Source organism: Rhizobium aureum, from assembly GCF_030182495.1.
Classification (GTDB): domain Bacteria; phylum Pseudomonadota; class Alphaproteobacteria; order Rhizobiales; family Rhizobiaceae; genus Rhizobium; species Rhizobium tropici_C.
Map to the genome: position 1 here is coordinate 59951 of NZ_JAQJCI010000013.1, position 18952 is coordinate 78902.

The following is an 18952-nucleotide window of genomic DNA, read 5'->3' on the forward strand; positions in this document are numbered from 1 at the left end:
CAGCCGCGGCAAGAAGCAAACAAATGCTGCGCCGAGCATCCAGGAAAAGGCATCTGCCTGCGGTAACGGGAAGGAACAGGATGGGACGCGCGGCAAGCAAGCATGCCGCGCGTCATGAATGCTACTCGCCGAGGCGGCTCTTCAGGCCGTTGATGATATGGTTCGCCAGGGCCTCGTAGTCGTCATCGAAATGATGACCGCCATCCATGGCGATGACTTCGGCGCCGGTGCCCTTCAACAGCGGGCATGCGACATCCTCGTCGTCGTCCTTGCCGTAGACGCACTGTACCATCTTCGGATTGACGGACTTGAGGTCGTTGACGGGATCGCCGCCCTTGCCCTGGCTCGAAGCGCCGAGCCAACCCATGACCGAGATCACATAGTCGACCTTCTGTGACAGAGAAAGCAGCGACATCTGGACGATCTTGTTCTTTTCGGCCTGTTTCAGGCGATTATAGCTCGCCGGCAATACATCGGCGCCGAAGGAATAGCCCACCAGCACCACGTGCTTGACCTTGAAGCGCTTGGTGTAGAAATCGATGATGCGGGCAAGATCATCGGCCGTCTGTTGCGGATCCCGCTCCGACCAGAAGTAGTGCAGCGAGTCGACGCCCACGACGGGGATGCCCTGATCCTGCAGATAGCTGCCGACCTCCTTGTCGATATCGCGCCAGCCGCCATCGCCCGAATAGACGATCGCAAGCGTATCTTCGGTCGGCGTCGTTTCCATGACATCGAGGGGAAGGCCAAGCGGCGACTTGGAGCTGTCGATCGATTTCATCAGATCGGCAAGCGAAGCCTCGAGCGTCGCATAGGTATCGCCATTGCCCGAATCCGTCGACTGAACGTCGGGATGTTCCTTCTGGATCTCCTCGACATGGTCGCGTCCATCCTTCGGTGCATTCGGCGTGAAAGTCACGAGGATCGGGTTGGGCAGCGCACCTTCCTGCAGGCCGAAGGACACCATGTCGCCATCGGTCTTCTTCTCGGCCGGCGTGCAGAGCTCCTGCTTCAGACCGATGCCGGCGGTCGGATCGACGGCCAGCGTGCCGGCGATCGTCGCATCCGGCGTCTGGGCGGCAATGGTCAGCGCCATGGCGCCGCCTGCGCCGACGCCGGCAATGATGGGCAGCTGATAGGTACTGTCGGCAAAGGAGCGCTGCACCTGCTGGCTCAGCGATTCCAGATCCGCGACGATGTAGATGCAGCCGTCGTTCTGGCTGACGTCGTATTTGTTGAGCGAAGCCAGAAAGGACGGATAATCGATGCCGATGACCAGCGTGCCGTTGGCAACGAGCTTGTCGGCGACCGCCTTTTCCTTGTCGCTCCAGCCAGCAAGGTCGGAAATCAGAACGACTTCGCTCGTCACCTTACCTTGCGGACGCATGATGTGCGGCGCGGGGATCATGCCCAGATCATATTTGGCATCGTCGGCCTCAGCGCGCGCCGGCCCCGATACCAGAAGGCTCAGCGACACCATGCCGGCGAAAGCCAACGACATTGCGTATTTCAAGATCATTTCCTCACGACCCCCTTAAGTCCGCCTCCGATGAGGAATGTGGCATCCATCAACGCGATCATTGGACTGACACCTCCCGAAACAGCCAGGTAGCGCGGCTGCCATTCAGGATGGAACTTGGATTTGAAGGCACGAAGCCCCTTGAAGTTGTAGAAACGCTCGCCATGCTCGAAGACAGTCCCTCCGACCCTGTCCCAAACCGGCGCCGATTCCCGTCTCGACATGCCCGACAGCGGCGCCATGCCGAGGTTGAAACGCTGAAAGCCCTGCTCCTTGAGATATTCGAGAATCTGCACGAACAGAAAGTCCATCGAACCCTTCGGGGCATCGGGCGAAAAACGCATCAGGTCGACGGATCCCTCTTCCTTGGTCTCCGTCATCAGGATATTCGCAAAAGCGACGATCTTACCATCCTTCTTCAACACGCCGATCGGCTGCGAGCACACATAATCCGGGTCGAACGCGCCAAGCGAAAAGCTCTTTTCCTTGGCATTGTGATCGGCAAGCCATGTGTCCGACACATGGGCAAGCTCATCCATGACTGCAGGTATATCCTGAGGCTCGATAACGGCAAATTCTAGTCCGTCGCGGACCGCGCGGCTCGCGGTTTGCCTGAGGTTGGCCCATTTGCCGCCTTTCAGTTCGAAATTGGCAAGGTTGACCACGGCCAGTTCGCCGAGCTTGAAGGCACGCAAACCGGCATCCGCACAATAGGACAGAAGCGCCGGCGAAATCTGGTAGAATACCGAACGGCATCCTGCGGCTCGCGCAGCCTCGACGAAGCGCCAGATGAGATCGGGCAGCGCCTGGCGCGGACCGACCGGATCGAACAGTGCGATCCAGGAGCGGCCCTGCTTGCCATACATGATGAAGGCATCGCCCTTTTCAGAGAACATGATGCTCTTGTCGCCCATGCGCACCAGATTGGCGTCGGCCACGCCTTGCTTGCGAACGATTTCGACGGCGCGCGTCACCGCGTCGTCGGTTACAGGCTCCAGCCGCTTTGTCGCGGGACGCAGCAGGCTGAAGATCGCGATCGCCGAGGAGAGGATGGAAATGCCGAGCGCTGCGCGAAGGCCGCGAGGCGCCTCGTCGGCAAATTCGAACTGCCACCAGAGCTCGTTGCTGTATCCGACATCGCGATAGACGAAGAACAGCACCACAATGGCGCCGATGCAGATGACGGCAATCGCCGTCAGCCATCCGGCGGTAAGCGTCTGGTTGAGCAACGAAGCGGGCCGGCTGAACAGGCGGCGGCTGACCATGAGGCTGAAAACGAAGAAGGCGAGCAGCCCGGCCTCGACGATGGCGATCGCCTTCAACAGCGAGAAGAACAGCGCCAGCAGCGCCGAAAAGATCGCGACCCACCAGGCGCCGTCGAGACGCTGGCTGAGGCCGCGCGCCGCGACGATGATCGCAAGCCCGAGAAGGCTCGAGAGGAAATGCGCGCTTTCGACGAGCGATAGCGGCAGATAGTCGGAAAGCACGATCAGGTTCTGGTCCGGCGTCGGCGTCACGCTCGAAAAGACCAGCATCATGCCGAGCAGCAGTGCAAAAGCAGACAGCAGCTGCGGCATGAGACGGGCACCGATGCGGCGCATGCTCGACGCGACGGGATGATCGACGAAGCGGCGCAGCTCCGCCACGGAGATCGCGGCAATCGCGATGACGAGCGGTATGACGTTGTAGATGACGCGATAGAGGACCAGTGAACCCAGCACCGCATCTTCGTTCACCGAGCTGCCGAGCCAGGCGATGATGATCGTTTCGAAAATACCGAAGCCGGCCGGGACATGGCTGAGCACGCCAAGTCCGACGGCAATGGCATAGATGGCGAAGAAGCCGGGCCAACCGATCGAGGATTCCGGCAGCAGCACGTAGAGCACGGAGGCCGATGCGGCGATATCGAAAGCGGTGACGAGGAATTGCCGCGACCAGGTCCGCGAATCCGGCAGGCGGACGGCGATCGGCCCGATGCGCACCTCGCGACCGTTGCGGCCGGCATAGACGACGAAAGCAAGTGCAGCGAGGATGGCAATGGCGACCAGCCGCAGCCACAATCCATTGACATTGATCAACGGGCCGATCTCATCGGCGATGACAAGCAACGCGATCGAACCGACGGCGGCCAGTCCGAGACCGAAGGCAAGCGTGACGAAGGCGATGACGCGGGTGATGTCATCTGGCGAGAGGCCGAGCCGGGTATAGGCGCGATAGCGGATCGCACCGGCGCTGAGCGCGCCGAAACCGGCGGTATTGCCGACCGCATAGGCGCTGAAGGAGGTCAGCGCCACATGCGGGAACGGCAGCCGCTTGCCGATATATTCAAGCGCGTTCTGGTCGTAGAAGATCAGGGAAGCGAAACTCAGGCCGGTGAACAGCAGTGCGAGCAGCACCGAAGAGATCTTGGTCGTCGTCAGGGCGTGAACGACGTCGTCATAGCGCACTTCATTGGTCAGATCGTAGATCGCATAGGCGGCGATGCAGAAGACGGCGACGGTGAGAAGGGCGACGATCAGCGCGCGATAGCGGTTCAACAGACCGACGAAACCGCCACGCTCTTCCAATTCCTCATCGGCATTTTCCAGATCGATTGGGCTCGACATCTTCTACCTGTTTATAATGACCTTTGCCGGTCCTGATTATCGGGAACATCCAGTAACACCGGCAGTGTGTCTTCGTGTTGCCGCATACGCTTCTTTCAGCAGGCCCGGTATGACGCGCGCTCCCATCGTTCTGAATTTAGGCAATTTTGGCGCAGGCCCCGTTCCGCCACCAATGAATCTGTTATTATTTAAAGGATTTTGTCATTCACCCGGCTTTTAAGCTTATCCACACACAAAAGTGATCTTCCCACTCCCCCGCATGCTGCTCCCTATCAGGAATCTGCGACGCGGTCACCTGGCGGTACCACCTACTCGGATTGCCTCACCCGGCAGACCGTCCGAGCCGGGTCGCTCGACAAAATTCCCGTCTGCGGCATCAGCCAGGCAAAAATGAAACCGGCCGCCGGCTCGGATTGGTGCTGGCAAGCCGGAAGCATAGCGACCTCATCTTCAAGGCCCTTGCGCATCGTCGCCGGCGCGAAATTCTGGATATGCTCAAGGATGCGCCGCGAACGACGGGCATGCTCTGCGAGGCTTTTACGGATATGGACCGCTGCACCGTAATGCAGCATCTGAAGGTGCTTGAAGATGCAGACCTCGTGATCGCCAAAAAGGAAGGACGCGAGCGTTGGAACCATCTGAACAGCTTGCCGATCAAGCAGATCCACGATCGCTGGATCAGCGCTTATGCCGGCCATGCGCTCACTATCCTCGATCGGCTGAAAAGCGATTTGGAAGGTTGAAAAGCGGAGTAATGGCTGCGCTCGATGGAAGCCGAAGGGTTATGCCATACCAACTCGGCCCAACAGTTGCTCCAGCCTGTCGCTCGATCCATCCTCGTCGAGTGGCGTATAGACTACCAACTTCATATCGGCCCGATCCATGACGGCAAGCGCGGTATATTCGAATGTCATAAGGCCACCTTCGGGATGGCGCAGACGCTTGTGACCGGTCAGCGGCCGCAGCACATCCTGCCTCGGCCACCAAACACGAAATTCCGGGCTTGCCTGCGTCAAGGCGGCGATCAGCCGCTCGAAATCCGGATCGCCGGCATAACGGGCACTGTCGGCACGAAACATCGCCAGCGAATTCGCCGCCACGATCTCCCAATCGACCAATAGCTGCCGATGGGCGGGATCGGTGAAAACCCGATGGATGCTGTTGCGCGCATCGCCCTGCAGCCGGCTGTAATCGCCGAATATTGCAACGGCCGCAGCATTCCAGGCCAGCACATCCCAGCGCCGGCCGAGAACATAGGCAGGCTGACCTTTAAGGCTCGCAAGCATGTGCAACAACGCGGCCGGCACATCCTCGGGTCCGTGCGAGGGAACCTCCGCCGACGGCCGGTCGCTCAGCGTAAAGAGATGCCGCCGTTCGGCGGGATCAAGGCGCAGCGCGTCGGCCAGCGCCGAAAGAACCTCCGCCGAGGCGCGCACGTCGCGGCCCTGCTCCAGCCATGTGTACCAGGTGGCGCCGACGCCGGCGAGCAGCGCCACCTCCTCGCGCCTGAGCCCAGGCGTGCGGCGGCGAAACCCTGCCGGAAGCCCGACACTTGCCGGGGTCAATTTTTCTCGGCGAGAGCGCAGGAAGGCACCGAATTCACGACGCCGGGCCTCGAGGATGGTCTGGTTTTGATTGATGGTCATGCCTCAGCATAGCAGGATTAATACTAGGATAAAGTCGAAACTGTTTGTCGCCTTAGCAAGCTGCCAAAGTATTTGGCGTAAGCTACATGGAGGCTGTTGCGATGGATATGAGCGGTAAGACGATCCTGATCACGGGCTCGACCGATGGCGTCGGTCGGCGGGTTGCCGAAAGATTGGCGGAGACCGGTGCCAAGGTGCTGGTCCACGGCCGCAGCCGGGCGCGGGCGGAAGAAGTGGTCTCCGGCATTCGCGATAAGGGCGGCAATGCAGTCTTCTATGTCGCCGACTTCTCCTCGCTGGACGAGGTCCGCGCGCTTGCCGATGCCGTCGAACGCGACCATGAGCGCCTGGATGTCCTGATCAACAATGCCGGTATCGGCACCAGTGGCGGCGGCGGTGGACGCCAGGAGAGCCGCGATGGACATGAACTGCGCTTTGCCGTGAACTATCTCGCCGGCTTTCTGCTGACGCGCCGGCTCCTGCCGCTCTTGAAGGCAAGCGCTCCCGCCCGCATCGTCAATGTTTCCTCGGTCGGTCAGCAAGCCATAGACTTCTCCGATGTCATGCTGACCCGCGGCTACAGCGGCGTGCGCGCCTATTGCCAGAGCAAGCTGGCGCAGATCATCTTCACCTTCGATCTGGCAGAGGAGCTCGCCGGCTCCGCCGTTTCCGTCAACTGCCTGCATCCGGCAACCTATATGGACACGACCATGGTGCGTCAGGCGGGTGTCGCACCGCTGAGCTCCGTCGATCAGGGTGCCGATGCCATACTCAATCTGGCTGTCGGCAGCGGCTTGGAAGGCCATACGGGCCTCTATTACGACGGACTGCGCCCATCCCGCGGCATTGCCCAGGCCTATGACCCAACCGCGCGCCGGAACCTGCGAACACTCAGCCAAAGCCTTACCCGCACCGCCTGAACCACACCCTTCCATCACTCTCTGTCCTCAAAAGGAGACATGCATGTCGTCTCAACACATCGCTATTATCGGCGGCTCCTCCGGTATCGGCCTTGCGACCGCCACCCATCTTCTCGAAAAAGGCTATCGCGTCACCATTACCGGGCGCGATGCCGCCAAACTCCAGGCAGCTCGGCAAAACCTCAACAACGATATTGCCACCGTCACCATGGATGCGGCCGCCTTTGGCCGCCTTGGCGAGGCCTTCCAGACAATCGGACCGGTCGATCATCTCGTGCTGGCATTGGGTGGCGGCAATGGCGCCGGCCCTTTCGCCACGGTCGACCTTGCCGATGTCAGGAAAGGCTTCGAGCAGAAGACTTTGGCGCATTTCGCCTGCGCTCAGGCCTGCCTGCCCTATCTGTCGAAACAGGGCAGCATCACCTTCGTCTCCGCCGTGTCGGCGCAGGCGGCTATGCCCGGAACCGCCGGGCTCGGAGCCATCAATGCCGCCATCGCCGCTTTGGCGCCGATCCTCGCCGTCGAACTCAAGCCCATCCGGGTGAACTGCGTTTCTCCTGGCGTCGTCGATACCCCCTGGTGGGATTTCCTAAGCGAAGAACAGAAGGAGCCGACCTTTGCCGGCTTCGCTGCGCGCACGCCGGTTGGCCGCGTCGGCAAACCACGGGAGATCGCCGAAGCCATCGCCTTCCTGATCGGCAACGGCTTCACCAGCGGTCACACGCTGATCTGCGACGGCGGTATCCGCTTGGGCCAATGATCCCTCGCGCCATTGCCGGTATCACCAGGCAATGGCGCCCTCAATCATTGTGGACCTCAGCCTGAAGCTGGGTCAGAACCTCGATCAGTCGCGGCGCCATCTCACGGATTTCGACCAGATGGATCGAACTGAGCATTTGGAGAACCTCTTCGGACTTTTCCGTCAAGTGCAGGATCTGCCGGCGCTTGTCCGTGAGATCGGGATGGCGGGTGACATAGCCACCCTCAATCAGGCGCCCAACCAGTTCCGTCGCCGTATGCGGCGCGATCAGCAGCTTTTCCGCGAGCATGCCGATCGTCATCGCTTCGGCGGCGCCATTCCCTTTGATGGCCAGCAGCGCCTGATGCTGCTGCGGCGGCAGACCCGCCTCATGGGCAGCCGAGGTGCTGAAATCCATGAACTTGCGCAGGGTATAGCGCAGCGTCGCCAGCGCCTCGTAATCCGCCTGTGAAAGAGCTTCATCCAAACGTCGCACCATCAAATCGTCCTCATTGCCGCCGCCCGCGGTCCTAAAGCATGTCGCGCAAAATCTTCAGCGGTTTTGCGGCAACACCGTGCTCCAGATCAAGGAACTATAGTGCCGAAAACGAATCTTGCAGATCGCACCGCGCCTCAGTTGATTTATATCGCATTACGATATATTTGCCATCTCAAAGCGGGGAGTGGCTGAAGGACGGCCGCGCGCTTGGAACATTCCGGGAAAAGTACGCAGCGGTTTTCCGTCCGGAATGCGTGAGAACAGGAAAATGCTCTGGAACAGAAGGCGCAAATGCAGGACACTGTAACCTTACAAAGTCACAGTCGCGATTTCTCCGGCGGAGCTTCCCGCAAGGACAATGGCGATTTCACCACGGACAAGCGTGTCCTGGTGCTGATTGCCATGGCGCTTGTCGTCGGCACCGGCGGCGCATTCGCCGCCTGGGGGCTTATCAATCTCATCGCGCTCGTCAGCAACGCCCTCTGGCTGTTCAAGATCAGCACCGCGCCGCTCTCCTTCGCCATGGTGGCACGCTCGCCCTGGATGATCGCCGCTCCCATTCTCGGAGGCATCGTCATCGGCCTCATGGCACGCTACGGTTCCGAAAAGATCCGCGGCCACGGCATTCCCGAAGCCATCGAGGCGATCCTGATCGGCGGCAGCCGCATGTCGCCGAAGGTGGCGGTGCTGAAGCCGCTGTCATCGGCAATCTCGATCGGTTCCGGCGGCCCCTTCGGTGCGGAAGGCCCTATCATCATGACTGGCGGCGCCATCGGCTCGCTCTTCGCGCAGCTCTTTCATATGAGTGCGGCCGAGAGAAAGACCCTGCTGGTTGCCGGCGCGGCCGCCGGCATGACCGCGGTGTTCGGCACGCCGATCGCGGCCGTCATGCTCGCCGTCGAACTGCTGCTGTTCGAATGGAAGCCGCGCAGCTTCATTCCAGTGGCTGTCGCCGCCTGCGTTTCGGTCATCTGGCGTCCATTGTTGCTCAGCAGCGGCCCGCTCTTCCCCGCGCATTTCGAGATGTCGCTCTCCTGGTGGGGCATCGCGCTCGCCGCCGGCCTCGGCATCGTCTCGGGCCTGCAATCCGGCCTGCTGACCACCCTGCTTTATAAGATCGAGGATGCCTTCGAAAAGCTGCCGATCCACTGGATGTGGTGGCCAGCCCTCGGCGGCCTCGTCGTCGGGCTCGGCGGCTTGATCGAACCACGTGCGCTGGGCGTCGGCTACGACATCATCGCCGATCTCTTGCACAGCCATATCGCCGTCGGTGCAGTGCTGGCGATCCTGCTTGTCAAGGCGGGCATCTGGCTGGTGGCGCTCTCCTCGGGCACGTCGGGCGGCGTTCTAGCACCGCTGCTGATCCTCGGCGGCGCGCTCGGCTGGCTCGTCGGCCTTGCCCTGCCCGGCGATCCCGGCTTCTGGGCGATGCTCGGCATGGCGGCCATGATGGGCGGCACCATGCGCGCTCCGCTCACCGGTACATTCTTCGCCGTCGAGCTGACCGGAGACATGGGCGCGCTGGTGCCTTTGCTCGCGGCAACGGTCTCGGCCTATGCCGTCACCGTCCTTCTGCTGAAACGATCGATTCTGACGGAAAAGATCGCACGGCGCGGCCAGCACATCACCCGCGAATACGGCATAGACCCGTTCGAGCTCACCCGCGCCCGCGACATCATGATCGCAAAGGTGGACACCCTGCCTGCCGCCATGCGCCTGTCGGAAGCGCTGCACCGGATGACAGAGCAGTCGGATGCGCACCGCTTCTATCCCGTCGTCGGCGACAATGACCGCCTGGTCGGCATGATCTCGCGCGCCGATGCTCTGCGTTGGCACAGCGAGCCGGACCTCATGGATCAATCGCTCTATGACGTTATCTCGGATACATCGCTCCCGGTCGCCTATGCTGACGATACTGTGGGACGCGTCGCCGATATCATGATCCAGGCCGACACGGGACGCGTTCCCGTCGTCGAGCCGCAGACCGGCCGCCTCGTCGGCCTGATCGCCCGCAAGGACCTGCTGCGGCTGCGCAGCGCGACGAACCGGGCAGAACTGGAGCGTGGCGCCTATCTGCGGTCGAAAAGTTAAGGGGAGGAGGAGTGGCGTCAGCGCGGCAGCAGAACTGCGCGGCGCCTTCCTTTGCAATCAGCTGGGAAAATTGGCCCTGAGCCGGAAAATTGAAGAGCGATCCACGACGACCGATGGATGTTTACGATCCTGGGTGCCTACAAACGTAGGTGGGCACCGTGTGGCCAGGCCCACGGGCCTGGTCAGGGACAGCTCCCTTTGGATCGAGTATGGCCCCAGGGATTGTGGTTCCTGTCGGGAAGCGCAGACCGCCAAAACTATATAGAGCGGATTATGTCGTCGCACCAGAGGGCCGCAGCTGGCATCCGCAGAAATAAACTCAAGCCTGTTCGGCGCCCGGCCGGGCGAGGAGCTTCTCCGTAATGCCGTGAATGCGCGCCGTCACCTCATCGATGACGCTTGCCAGCGTTTCCTCGGCGCGCGCGTTGGCCGCCACGGTCGTATCCCGGCTGCTGGTCAGGGTTTCCAGCTCGGCCTCCAGCGAAGACACACGCCGGGTCAATTCCGATACTTCGTCCATGATCATGATGCCGGCCATGACGGTGACCCGGAGATCGCCGATTTCGCCGAACTGGCTTTTCAAATGCATGACATAGCGATCGAAGCGATTGGCGAGATCCGTCAGATGATCTTCCTGACCTTCTTCGCAGGCCATCCGGTAGGCTTTGCCGTCGATCGTTACCGTTACTTGCGCCATTCGACTTTCCGATCACTGCCGCGCTGCGACGGCTGCCTCCCGAGGGGATCAGCGGTCCAGCACGGCTCTTATGGTTTCCATCGCCGTAACCAGCCGGCGCGACACTTCCCGATTGACCTCCTCGAGCCGGTTCGCACGGAACTCGGCCTGGTCCAATTCCTGGGCAAGGCGGGAACGATCGGCGTGAACCCTGCGGACCTCGCCTTCTATATCGCTTTGCGCCCGTTCCCGCTCGAACCGCCCGTCGACGGCGCTCTCCAAAGTCGAGAGTGCCTGGCGCAATTGAGCGAGCGCCGCGTCCACCGTTTTGCCTGAAGGTGTCATACCCTTCGCTTCTCCGCGCAAGGCCCGAATCAAAACATCCGGCCACTTGTCTGATTTCGCAACAATATTCAACTCGGCAACAGCACGTCAATAAAGGCTGCCATGTGGCAGGCCCCCTATTCTGTGGATGAATGCCGCCTTTTCCGGCTGCACAGGCCTTGTCGCATCATTGTCGTCTTTTGTAAAAGTGAACGGGCAAATGTTAAAAAATTGCCGTTGGAGGGTCGGATTGAGCCCTCGATTTGTTGACTTGCTCGCCCTAACTGCTATGTCTCAGCCGCCTGAGGCGACGTTGGAAATGACGTTCGGAAGAGTGTCGCTTTCATCCGCCTTTCAACCGATGGCCTCCCTCCCAAGCGTGCGGCCATCCCCCGAACCCGGAACACTGCGGAAAAACCCATGAACTCTCGCGAACAACACGACCGGATGGCGAATGCGATCCGTTTCCTTGCCATGGATGCTGTCGAGAAGGCCAATTCCGGTCACCCCGGTTTGCCGATGGGGATGGCTGATGTTGCCACCGTTCTCTTTGGCAAATATCTGCGCTTCGATCCGAAGAACCCGCTTTGGCCTGACCGTGACCGCTTCGTGCTCTCGGCCGGACACGGTTCGATGCTGCTGTATTCGGTCCTCTATCTGACCGGCTATCCCGACATGACGGTCGAAGAGCTCCAGCGCTTCCGCCAGCTCGGCTCCAAGACCGCCGGCCATCCGGAATATGGTCACGCCACCGGCATCGAAACCACCACCGGCCCGCTCGGCCAGGGCATTGCCAATGCGGTCGGCATGGCGATCGCAGAGCGTAAGCTGCGCGAGGAATTCGGCTCGGAACTTCAGGATCACTACACCTATGCCATGTGCGGCGACGGCTGCCTGATGGAAGGCATCAGCCATGAGGCGATCGCGCTGGCCGGCCACCTCAAGCTCAACAAGCTGATCCTGTTCTGGGACAACAACTCCATCACCATCGACGGCGCCGTCTCGCTTTCGGACTCCACCGACCAGGTCGCCCGCTTCAAGGCCGTTCACTGGAACACGATCGAAATCGACGGTCACGACCAGGCTGCCATCAGCGCCGCCATCGAAGCCGCCCACCAGTCCGACCGCCCGACGCTGATCGCCTGCAAGACGATCATCGGCTTCGGCGCTCCGAACAAGCAGGGTACCCATAAGGTCCATGGCTCGCCGCTCGGCGCCGAGGAAATTGCCGCAACCCGCGTCGCGCTCAACTGGCCCTACGAGCCCTTCGTCATCCCGAATGACGTCCTCGGTGAATGGCGCGCTGCCGGCGAACGCTCCATCGGCACCCGCGAAGCCTGGGAAGGCCGCCTTGCCGCAGCCGACCCGGCCAAGAAGGCCGAATTCACCCGCCGCTTCGATCACAAGCTGCCTGCCGGATTCGACGCCGCCATCAGCGACTACAAGAAGAAGCTCGCGGAAACCAAGCCCACGGTCGCAACCCGCAAGGCTTCGGAAGACGCGCTCGAAGTCATCAACGGCTTCATTCCGGAAACGCTCGGCGGTTCGGCCGACCTGACGCCGTCGAACAACACCAAGACCAGCCAGATGAAGTCGATCACCCCGACCGATTTCTCCGGCCGTTACATGCACTGGGGCATCCGCGAACACGGCATGGCCGCTGCCATGAACGGCATCGCCTTGCACGGCGGTCTCATCCCCTATAGCGGCGGCTTCCTGATCTTCTCGGATTATTGCCGTCCGCCGCTCCGCCTCGCTGCCCTGATGGGTATCCGCGCCATCCACGTGCTGACGCATGATTCCATCGGCGTCGGCGAAGACGGCCCGACCCACCAGCCGGTCGAGCAGGTCGCCAGCCTGCGCGCCATCCCGAACTTCCAGCTCTTCCGCCCGGCGGACGCAACTGAAACGGCCGAATGCTGGCAGATCGCTATCAAGACGACGAACCGTCCGTCCGGTCTCGCGCTGACCCGCCAGAACCTGCAGGCCGCCCGTACGGAATATAGCGAGAAGAACCTCTGCGAACTCGGCGCCTACACGCTGGCCGGCAATGCCGACGCCAAGGTGACGATCTTCGCTTCGGGCTCCGAAGTCGAACTCGCCGTTGCCGCCCGCGCCGTGCTCGAAGGCAAGGGCGTGTCCACGCGCGTCGTTTCCGTTCCCTGCACCGAACTCTTCTTCGAGCAGCCGGACGCCTACCGCAAGGACGTCATCGGCACCTCGCCGGTCAAGGTTGCCGTCGAAGCCGGTGTTCGCGAAGGCTGGGATGCCTTCATCGGACCTGAAGGCGCATTTATCGGCATGAAGGGCTTCGGCGCTTCCGCTCCTTACAAGGACGTCTACAAGCACTTCGGCATCACGACGGAGGCCGTTGTCGCCGCCGCTGAGGCAAAGCTTTCCTGAGGGCGCTGACAAGCGCTCTCAAATCCAATAGATAAACACCCTGAGTGAACGGGAGTGACATTCAATGACTGTAAAAGTTGCTATCAACGGCTTTGGCCGCATCGGCCGTAACGTCCTGCGTGCGATCGTCGAATCCGGCCGCACCGACATCGAGATCGTTGCCATCAACGATCTCGGCCCGGTCGAGACCAACGCCCACCTGCTGCGTTACGATTCCATCCACGGCAAGTTCCCCGCCGAAGTGAAGGTCGAAGGCGATACGATCATCGTTGGCGGCGGCAAGCCGATCAAGGTCACGGCGATCAAGGACCCGGCAACCCTGCCGCACCGCGATCTCGGCGTCGACATCGCGATGGAATGCACAGGCATCTTCACCGCCCGCGACAAGGCCGCCGCTCACCTGACGGCCGGCGCCAAGCGCGTCATCGTTTCGGCTCCTGCCGACGGCGCTGACCTGACCGTCGTTTTCGGCGTCAACCATGACCAGCTCACCAAGGAGCACCTGGTCATCTCCAATGCGTCCTGCACCACGAACTGCCTGGTGCCGGTGGTCAAGGTTCTCGATGACGCCGTCGGCATCGACCATGGCTTCATGACGACAATCCACTCCTACACCGGCGACCAGCCGACGCTCGACACCATGCACAAGGACCTGTACCGCGCCCGCGCCGCAGCCCTGTCCATGATCCCGACGTCGACGGGCGCCGCAAAGGCTGTCGGTCTCGTTCTGCCGCACCTCAAGGGCAAGCTCGACGGCACGTCGATTCGCGTTCCCACGCCGAACGTCTCGGTCGTCGACTTCAAGTTCGTGGCCAAGAAGGCAACGACGGTCGGTGAAATCAACGAAGCCATCAAGGCTGCATCGAACGGCAAGCTCAAGGGCATCCTCGGCTACACCGACGAGCCGCTGGTTTCCCGCGACTTCAACCATGACAGCCACTCGTCGATCTTCGCGACCGACCAGACCAAGGTCATGGAAGGCAACTTCGTGCGCGTCCTGTCCTGGTATGACAACGAATGGGGCTTCTCGAGCCGCATGTCCGACACGGCCGTCGCCTTCGCCAAGACGATCTGATCATGGCCTTCCGCCCGCTCCTTCCGACGACAGTCCGCTGGCGTCCCATGGAAGGAGACGGGCTGGAACACCTGACGATCACCCCTCTCGATCATGCCGGCGCCGCGGCCATCCGCGCCGCCGGCATTATCATTGGTGCCCGCGGCGGCACGCCCTACGGCGTTTACTACCGCATCGATTGCTCCACCCATTGGGCGGTTCTTTCCTTCTCCGTCGAAGCCACCGATGGACGCCGTCTCGCGCTGGTCTCCGACGGCAAGGGACATTGGCGTACCGAGGATGGCGTGGCCCTGCCGCAATTCGACGGCTGCATCGATATCGATCTCTACGGCTCGCCCTTCACCAACAGCCTGCCGATTCGCCGGCTGGAGATGACGCCGGAAAGCGGAACCGCCAAGCTTTCCATGCTCTATATCCCATTCGACACGTTCGAGCCGGTGCGCGACGGCCAGCATTATACCTGCATCGTGCCGGAGAAACTTTATCGCTACGCCGCCGAAGACAGGGATTTCAGCGTCGACCTCCCAGTGGACGAGGATGGGCTGGTGATCGATTATCCGATCTATTTCAGGCGCGTGGATGTTTGAGCTGCGCCCATCCTGACAGCTCTTACCCATTCATGTCTTGCATGAAATCATGCTCGCTTGTGCGTGGATCCTCGGGTCAAGCCCGAGGATGACGGGGCTTTGGGGATGGGCCCGGGCAAACGATAGTTTTCTTAGACAAGAATTCACCTGTCACCACGCAGTTAATCAGCGAAATACATCTCCAAAGTCGCGGTGTCTTTGGCCTATTCTCAAGCATCGTCATCCTCGGGCTTGACCCGAGGATCCACGCACAAGCCTTTCGGTAGTCATAAGGCACCGTGAGCACTTCACTCGCCACCTGTGGTCGCTTTCGAAATGCATTCTCGGGGTTTCAGCAACCCCAACCGCAATTGCCCTTCAAAACGCCTCAATCTTTGTTCTCCCTGCCCTGCTATGGTCCAGATTTACCAATAAATTTTGGACAGGACGTCTCCCAGGCATTCCAAGCCGCTTCGCCGTTCTGGCAAAAGCGCATCACACCACGCCGTCGCAACCGTCAGAGTGGGCTTCAGTCGTAAAGCTCTCCTCTGAATGAGGCCATATTTGCCAATATGACCGGCAAGACTGCATGATGGGATGACGAAGGGACTTCCGCATTCCGGGCTTTTGGCCCAGCGGCGCAGGGAAAGGGGAAGACAAGGTGGAGGCATTTTACGTCATCGTGCTGGTCGGCACGGTCCTTGTTCTCATTGCGGCCTTTTCCAGCCTCCTCGCCTTCCGCTTCGGCGCACCCTTGCTGCTGCTTTTCCTGATGATCGGGCTTGCCGCCGGCACCGACGGGCTCGGCATCGAATTCTCCAACAATTATCTCGCCTATATTCTCGGCTCGCTGGCTCTTGCCATCATCCTCTTCGATTCCGGCTACGGCACGCCGATCCAGGCCTTCAAGCTTGCCGCGGCACCGGCGCTGACCATCGCCTCCGTCGGCGTCATCGCGACGGCGGCGCTGTTCGGCCTTGCCGCCACCTGGCTGCTCGGCTTTACCTGGCTGCAGGGGCTGCTGCTCGGCTCTATTGTCGCTTCGACGGACGCCGCGGCCGTCTTCTTCCTGCTCCGCATCGGCGGCATCAATATCCGCGACAAGGTTCGCTCGACACTCGAAGTCGAATCCGGCACCAACGATCCGATGGCGATCTTCCTGACGCTCGCCCTGGTCGAGTTGCTCGCAAGCGGCGAAGGCTATGCCGGCATCAATCTCGCCATGCTCGCCACCTTCATCCAGCAGATGGGGCTTGGCGTCGTCCTTGGCCTGCTCGGCGGCATGATGATCGTGCTCATCGTCAGCCGGCTGGAAACCGATCGCGGCCTGACGCCGATCTTCGTGCTGGCTCTGGCGCTCCTCGTCTTCTCCTTCACCGGCGCTGTCGGCGGCAGCGGTTTCCTGGCCGTCTATGTCGCCGGCATTTACGCCGGCAATCGCAAGATGCCGGCCTCAGCCTCGATCAAGCGCTTCCAGGACGGCATGACCTGGCTGGCGCAGATCATCATGTTCCTCGTTCTCGGCCTGCTCGCCACGCCGTCGCAATTTCCGGCCATTGCCATACCCGCCGCGGCGTTGGCTCTTTTCCTGATCTTCATTGCCCGACCGATCGCCGTGTGGCTCTGCCTGCTGCCCTTCGATTACACCCAGCGCGAGACCGGCTTCGTCGCCTGGGTCGGCTTGCGCGGCGCGGTCTCCATCTTGCTGGCCATCATGCCCATCCTCGGCAACCTGCAATCAGGCCAGACGTATTTCAACGTCGCCTTCATCGTCGTGCTGGTGTCGCTGCTCGTACAGGGCTGGACCATCAAACCCATGGCGCGCCGCCTCGGCCTCATCGTTCCCCCGCGCATGGGAGCGATCGACAAGGTCGAGGTCGACCTGCCCGGCACCGTCAACCACGAACTCCTCTCCTATCGTGTCGTAAAGGACAGCCCGGTCCTGCGCGGCGAACGCATACCGCGCTGGGCCATGCCTTCGCTCGTCGTGCGCGACGGCAAATCCATGCGCTATCAATATGCCGGTCGCCTGCGCGAAAACGATATCGTCTATCTCTTCATCTCGCCCAATTATTCCCGGCTTCTCGACCGCCTCTTTGCCAGCCGCGCCCCGGTCGATCCCGACGATGCCGAGTTCTTCGGCGCCTTCTCGATCTCGCCGCTGCGCCCCGCCGCCGATCTCGATGCCGCCTATGGGCCGGGCCTGCTGAGCGAACAGGAGAAGGGGCTTACCATCGCTGAACTCATGCGCCATCGCCTGGGTGGCAAGGCCGACTATGCGGATCGCGTTCGCCTGGGCGAGATCATTCTGATCGTCCGCGATCTCGACGAGAACGACCACATCCAGTCGGTCGGCATGTCGCTCGAAGCGGTGGAGCCGCCTGTTCTGATGCCGATCTTCATCAATCTCCACGATATTTTTAAGAGCATCCGCGTTCACCTGCAGAGGCGTCGGGAACACCCGGAAGCAAGCGTTTCAAACGATTCAAATGCCGGAAAAAACGACGCCTGAATGGCCTTGCGTCTCCGATCATCCGTAGTATGGTCGGCGCACTTTTCGCCACCAACAACATTGGATCCTCCCATGGCAGCCTTCAAAACTCTCGACGATCTCACCGACATCACCGGCAAGCGCGTGCTCGTGCGCGTCGACCTCAACGTGCCGGTCAAGGATGGCAAGGTCACCGATGCGACCCGCATCGAACGTGTCGCTCCGACGATTCTCGAACTGTCGGAAAAGGGTGCCAAGGTCATTCTGCTTGCCCATTTCGGCCGCCCGAAGGATGGCCCCTCCCCGGATCTGTCCCTCGGACTGATTGTGCCCGCCGTGGAGGAAGTTCTGGACCACGCCGTTCTCTTCGCCTCCGACTGCATCGGCGCTCCGGCCGCCGACGCCGTTGCCAAGATGAACAATGGCGACATCCTGCTGCTGGAAAACACCCGCTTCCACAAGGAAGAGGAAAAGAACGACGCAACCTTCACCAAGGCCCTCGCCGCCAATGGCGATATCTATGTCAACGATGCCTTCTCGGCCGCGCACCGCGCCCACTCTTCCACGGAAGGCCTCGCCCACCTGCTGCCGGCCTATGCGGGCCGCACGATGCAAGCGGAGCTCGAAGCCCTGGAGAAGGGTCTTGGCAATCCGGTCCGCCCGGTTGTCGCCATTGTTGGCGGCGCCAAGGTTTCCACCAAGATCGACCTTCTGACGAACCTGGTGAAGAAGGTCGATGCGCTTGTCATCGGCGGCGGCATGGCCAACACCTTCCTCGCCGCGCGCGGCACCAATGTCGGCAAGTCGCTCTGCGAACACGATCTCGCCGACACCGCCAAGCAGATCATGATCGAAGCCGCCACGGCCGGCTGCGCGATCGTTCTGCCGGAAGACGGCGTCATCGCGCGCGAATTCAAGGCCGGAGCCGATAACGATGTCGTGGCGATCGACGCCATCCCCGCCGATGCCATGGTGCTCGATGTCGGCCCGAAGTCGGTCGAAGCCGTCAATGGCTGGATCGGCCGCGCCACGACGCTGGTCTGGAACGGCCCGCTCGGCGCCTTCGAAATCGCTCCCTTCGATGCCGCCACCGTCGCGGTCGCCAAATATGCTGCCGAGTGCACCAAGGCCGGCAAGCTGACCTCGGTCGCCGGCGGGGGTGACACCGTCTCGGCACTCAACCACGCCGGCGTTGCCGACGACTTCACCTATGTCTCGACGGCCGGCGGCGCCTTCCTCGAATGGATGGAAGGCAAGGTTCTTCCCGGCGTCGCCGTTCTGCAGAACGGCAAGTAAGAAAACCTCTTCGCGATGATTGATCAAAGCCGCGAAAGCTAAAGCTTTCGCGGCTTTTCCATGAGTGCTAGGATAGCGTCTAAAACTTTCAAACGGTTGAA

15 protein-coding genes and 1 other RNA gene are annotated in these 18952 nt (G+C 61.3%); 9 read left to right on the top strand and 7 right to left on the bottom strand.

Annotated elements, in window-relative coordinates:
• Positions 1-121: 121 nt before the first annotated feature.
• Entirely contained in the window at positions 122-1519 is a 1398-nt protein-coding gene (locus tag PH552_RS24355) for an AcvB/VirJ family lysyl-phosphatidylglycerol hydrolase (protein WP_113250498.1), read from the bottom strand.
• Positions 1516-4125 (bottom strand): bifunctional lysylphosphatidylglycerol flippase/synthetase MprF, encoded by a 2610-nt coding sequence (gene mprF / locus PH552_RS24360; RefSeq protein ID WP_113250497.1) that lies wholly within the window; start codon positions 4123-4125, stop codon positions 1516-1518. Before mprF ends, PH552_RS24355 begins: the two co-directional genes overlap by 4 nt.
• 419 nt (positions 4126-4544) lie before the next feature.
• Here mprF and PH552_RS24365 point away from each other — a divergent pair, with 419 nt between their 5' ends.
• Positions 4545-4868, top strand: a complete 324-nt coding sequence (locus PH552_RS24365) for an ArsR/SmtB family transcription factor (protein WP_113250553.1) — start codon at positions 4545-4547, stop codon at positions 4866-4868.
• Positions 4869-4907: 39 nt separating this feature from the next.
• Here PH552_RS24365 and PH552_RS24370 read toward each other — a convergent pair whose 3' ends face one another.
• Positions 4908-5771, bottom strand: coding sequence for a helix-turn-helix transcriptional regulator (locus PH552_RS24370; protein WP_113250496.1), 864 nt, complete (start codon positions 5769-5771; stop codon positions 4908-4910).
• A gap of 101 nt (positions 5772-5872) precedes the next feature.
• Here PH552_RS24370 and PH552_RS24375 point away from each other — a divergent pair, with 101 nt between their 5' ends.
• Positions 5873-6691, top strand: coding sequence for an SDR family NAD(P)-dependent oxidoreductase (locus tag PH552_RS24375; RefSeq protein ID WP_285166325.1), 819 nt, complete (start codon positions 5873-5875; stop codon positions 6689-6691).
• A 43-nt stretch (positions 6692-6734) separates the two neighbouring features.
• Complete coding sequence (locus PH552_RS24380; protein ID WP_113250494.1) at positions 6735-7451, top strand: SDR family oxidoreductase; 717 nt, start codon at positions 6735-6737, stop codon at positions 7449-7451.
• A gap of 40 nt (positions 7452-7491) precedes the next feature.
• Here the strand turns inward: PH552_RS24380 and PH552_RS24385 are convergent, their stop codons facing one another.
• A complete protein-coding gene (locus PH552_RS24385; RefSeq protein WP_113250493.1) occupies positions 7492-7929 on the bottom strand; it encodes a MarR family winged helix-turn-helix transcriptional regulator in 438 nt (145 codons plus the stop codon).
• Positions 7930-8220: 291 nt separating this feature from the next.
• Between PH552_RS24385 and PH552_RS24390 the strand changes: the two genes are divergently transcribed.
• Positions 8221-10020, top strand: a complete 1800-nt coding sequence (locus tag PH552_RS24390) for a chloride channel protein (RefSeq protein ID WP_113250492.1) — start codon at positions 8221-8223, stop codon at positions 10018-10020.
• A gap of 94 nt (positions 10021-10114) precedes the next feature.
• Here PH552_RS24390 and ssrS read toward each other — a convergent pair.
• The 3 genes from ssrS to PH552_RS24405 form a co-directional block, all read right to left on the bottom strand.
• A non-coding RNA gene (gene ssrS, locus PH552_RS24395) (6S RNA) lies at positions 10115-10273 on the bottom strand.
• A 66-nt stretch (positions 10274-10339) separates the two neighbouring features.
• Positions 10340-10717: a cell division protein ZapA gene (locus PH552_RS24400; protein ID WP_112343382.1), complete on the bottom strand. Its 378-nt coding sequence runs from the start codon at positions 10715-10717 to the stop codon at positions 10340-10342.
• 48 nt (positions 10718-10765) lie between these two features.
• Positions 10766-11041 carry a DUF4164 domain-containing protein gene (locus PH552_RS24405; protein ID WP_015341018.1) on the bottom strand — a complete coding sequence of 92 codons (276 nt, stop codon included), beginning with the start codon at positions 11039-11041 and terminating at the stop codon, positions 10766-10768.
• A gap of 399 nt (positions 11042-11440) precedes the next feature.
• Here PH552_RS24405 and tkt point away from each other — a divergent pair, with 399 nt between their 5' ends.
• The 5 genes from tkt (at position 11441) to PH552_RS24430 (ending at position 18851) form a co-directional block, all read left to right on the top strand.
• Complete coding sequence (tkt, locus tag PH552_RS24410; protein WP_113250491.1) at positions 11441-13423, top strand: transketolase; 1983 nt, start codon at positions 11441-11443, stop codon at positions 13421-13423.
• Between the two features lie 64 nt (positions 13424-13487).
• Complete coding sequence (gene gap / locus PH552_RS24415; RefSeq protein WP_112343380.1) at positions 13488-14498, top strand: type I glyceraldehyde-3-phosphate dehydrogenase; 1011 nt, start codon at positions 13488-13490, stop codon at positions 14496-14498.
• Between the two features lie 2 nt (positions 14499-14500).
• The gene (locus PH552_RS24420; RefSeq protein ID WP_113250490.1) at positions 14501-15085 is read left to right on the top strand and encodes a putative glycolipid-binding domain-containing protein; all 585 of its coding nucleotides are present in this window, start codon (positions 14501-14503) and stop codon (positions 15083-15085) included.
• Between the two features lie 640 nt (positions 15086-15725).
• Positions 15726-17576 carry a potassium/proton antiporter gene (locus tag PH552_RS24425; protein ID WP_113250489.1) on the top strand — a complete coding sequence of 617 codons (1851 nt, stop codon included), beginning with the start codon at positions 15726-15728 and terminating at the stop codon, positions 17574-17576.
• Positions 17577-17648: 72 nt separating this feature from the next.
• Positions 17649-18851, top strand: a complete 1203-nt coding sequence (locus PH552_RS24430) for a phosphoglycerate kinase (RefSeq protein WP_113250488.1) — start codon at positions 17649-17651, stop codon at positions 18849-18851.
• Positions 18852-18952: the final 101 nt, after the last annotated feature.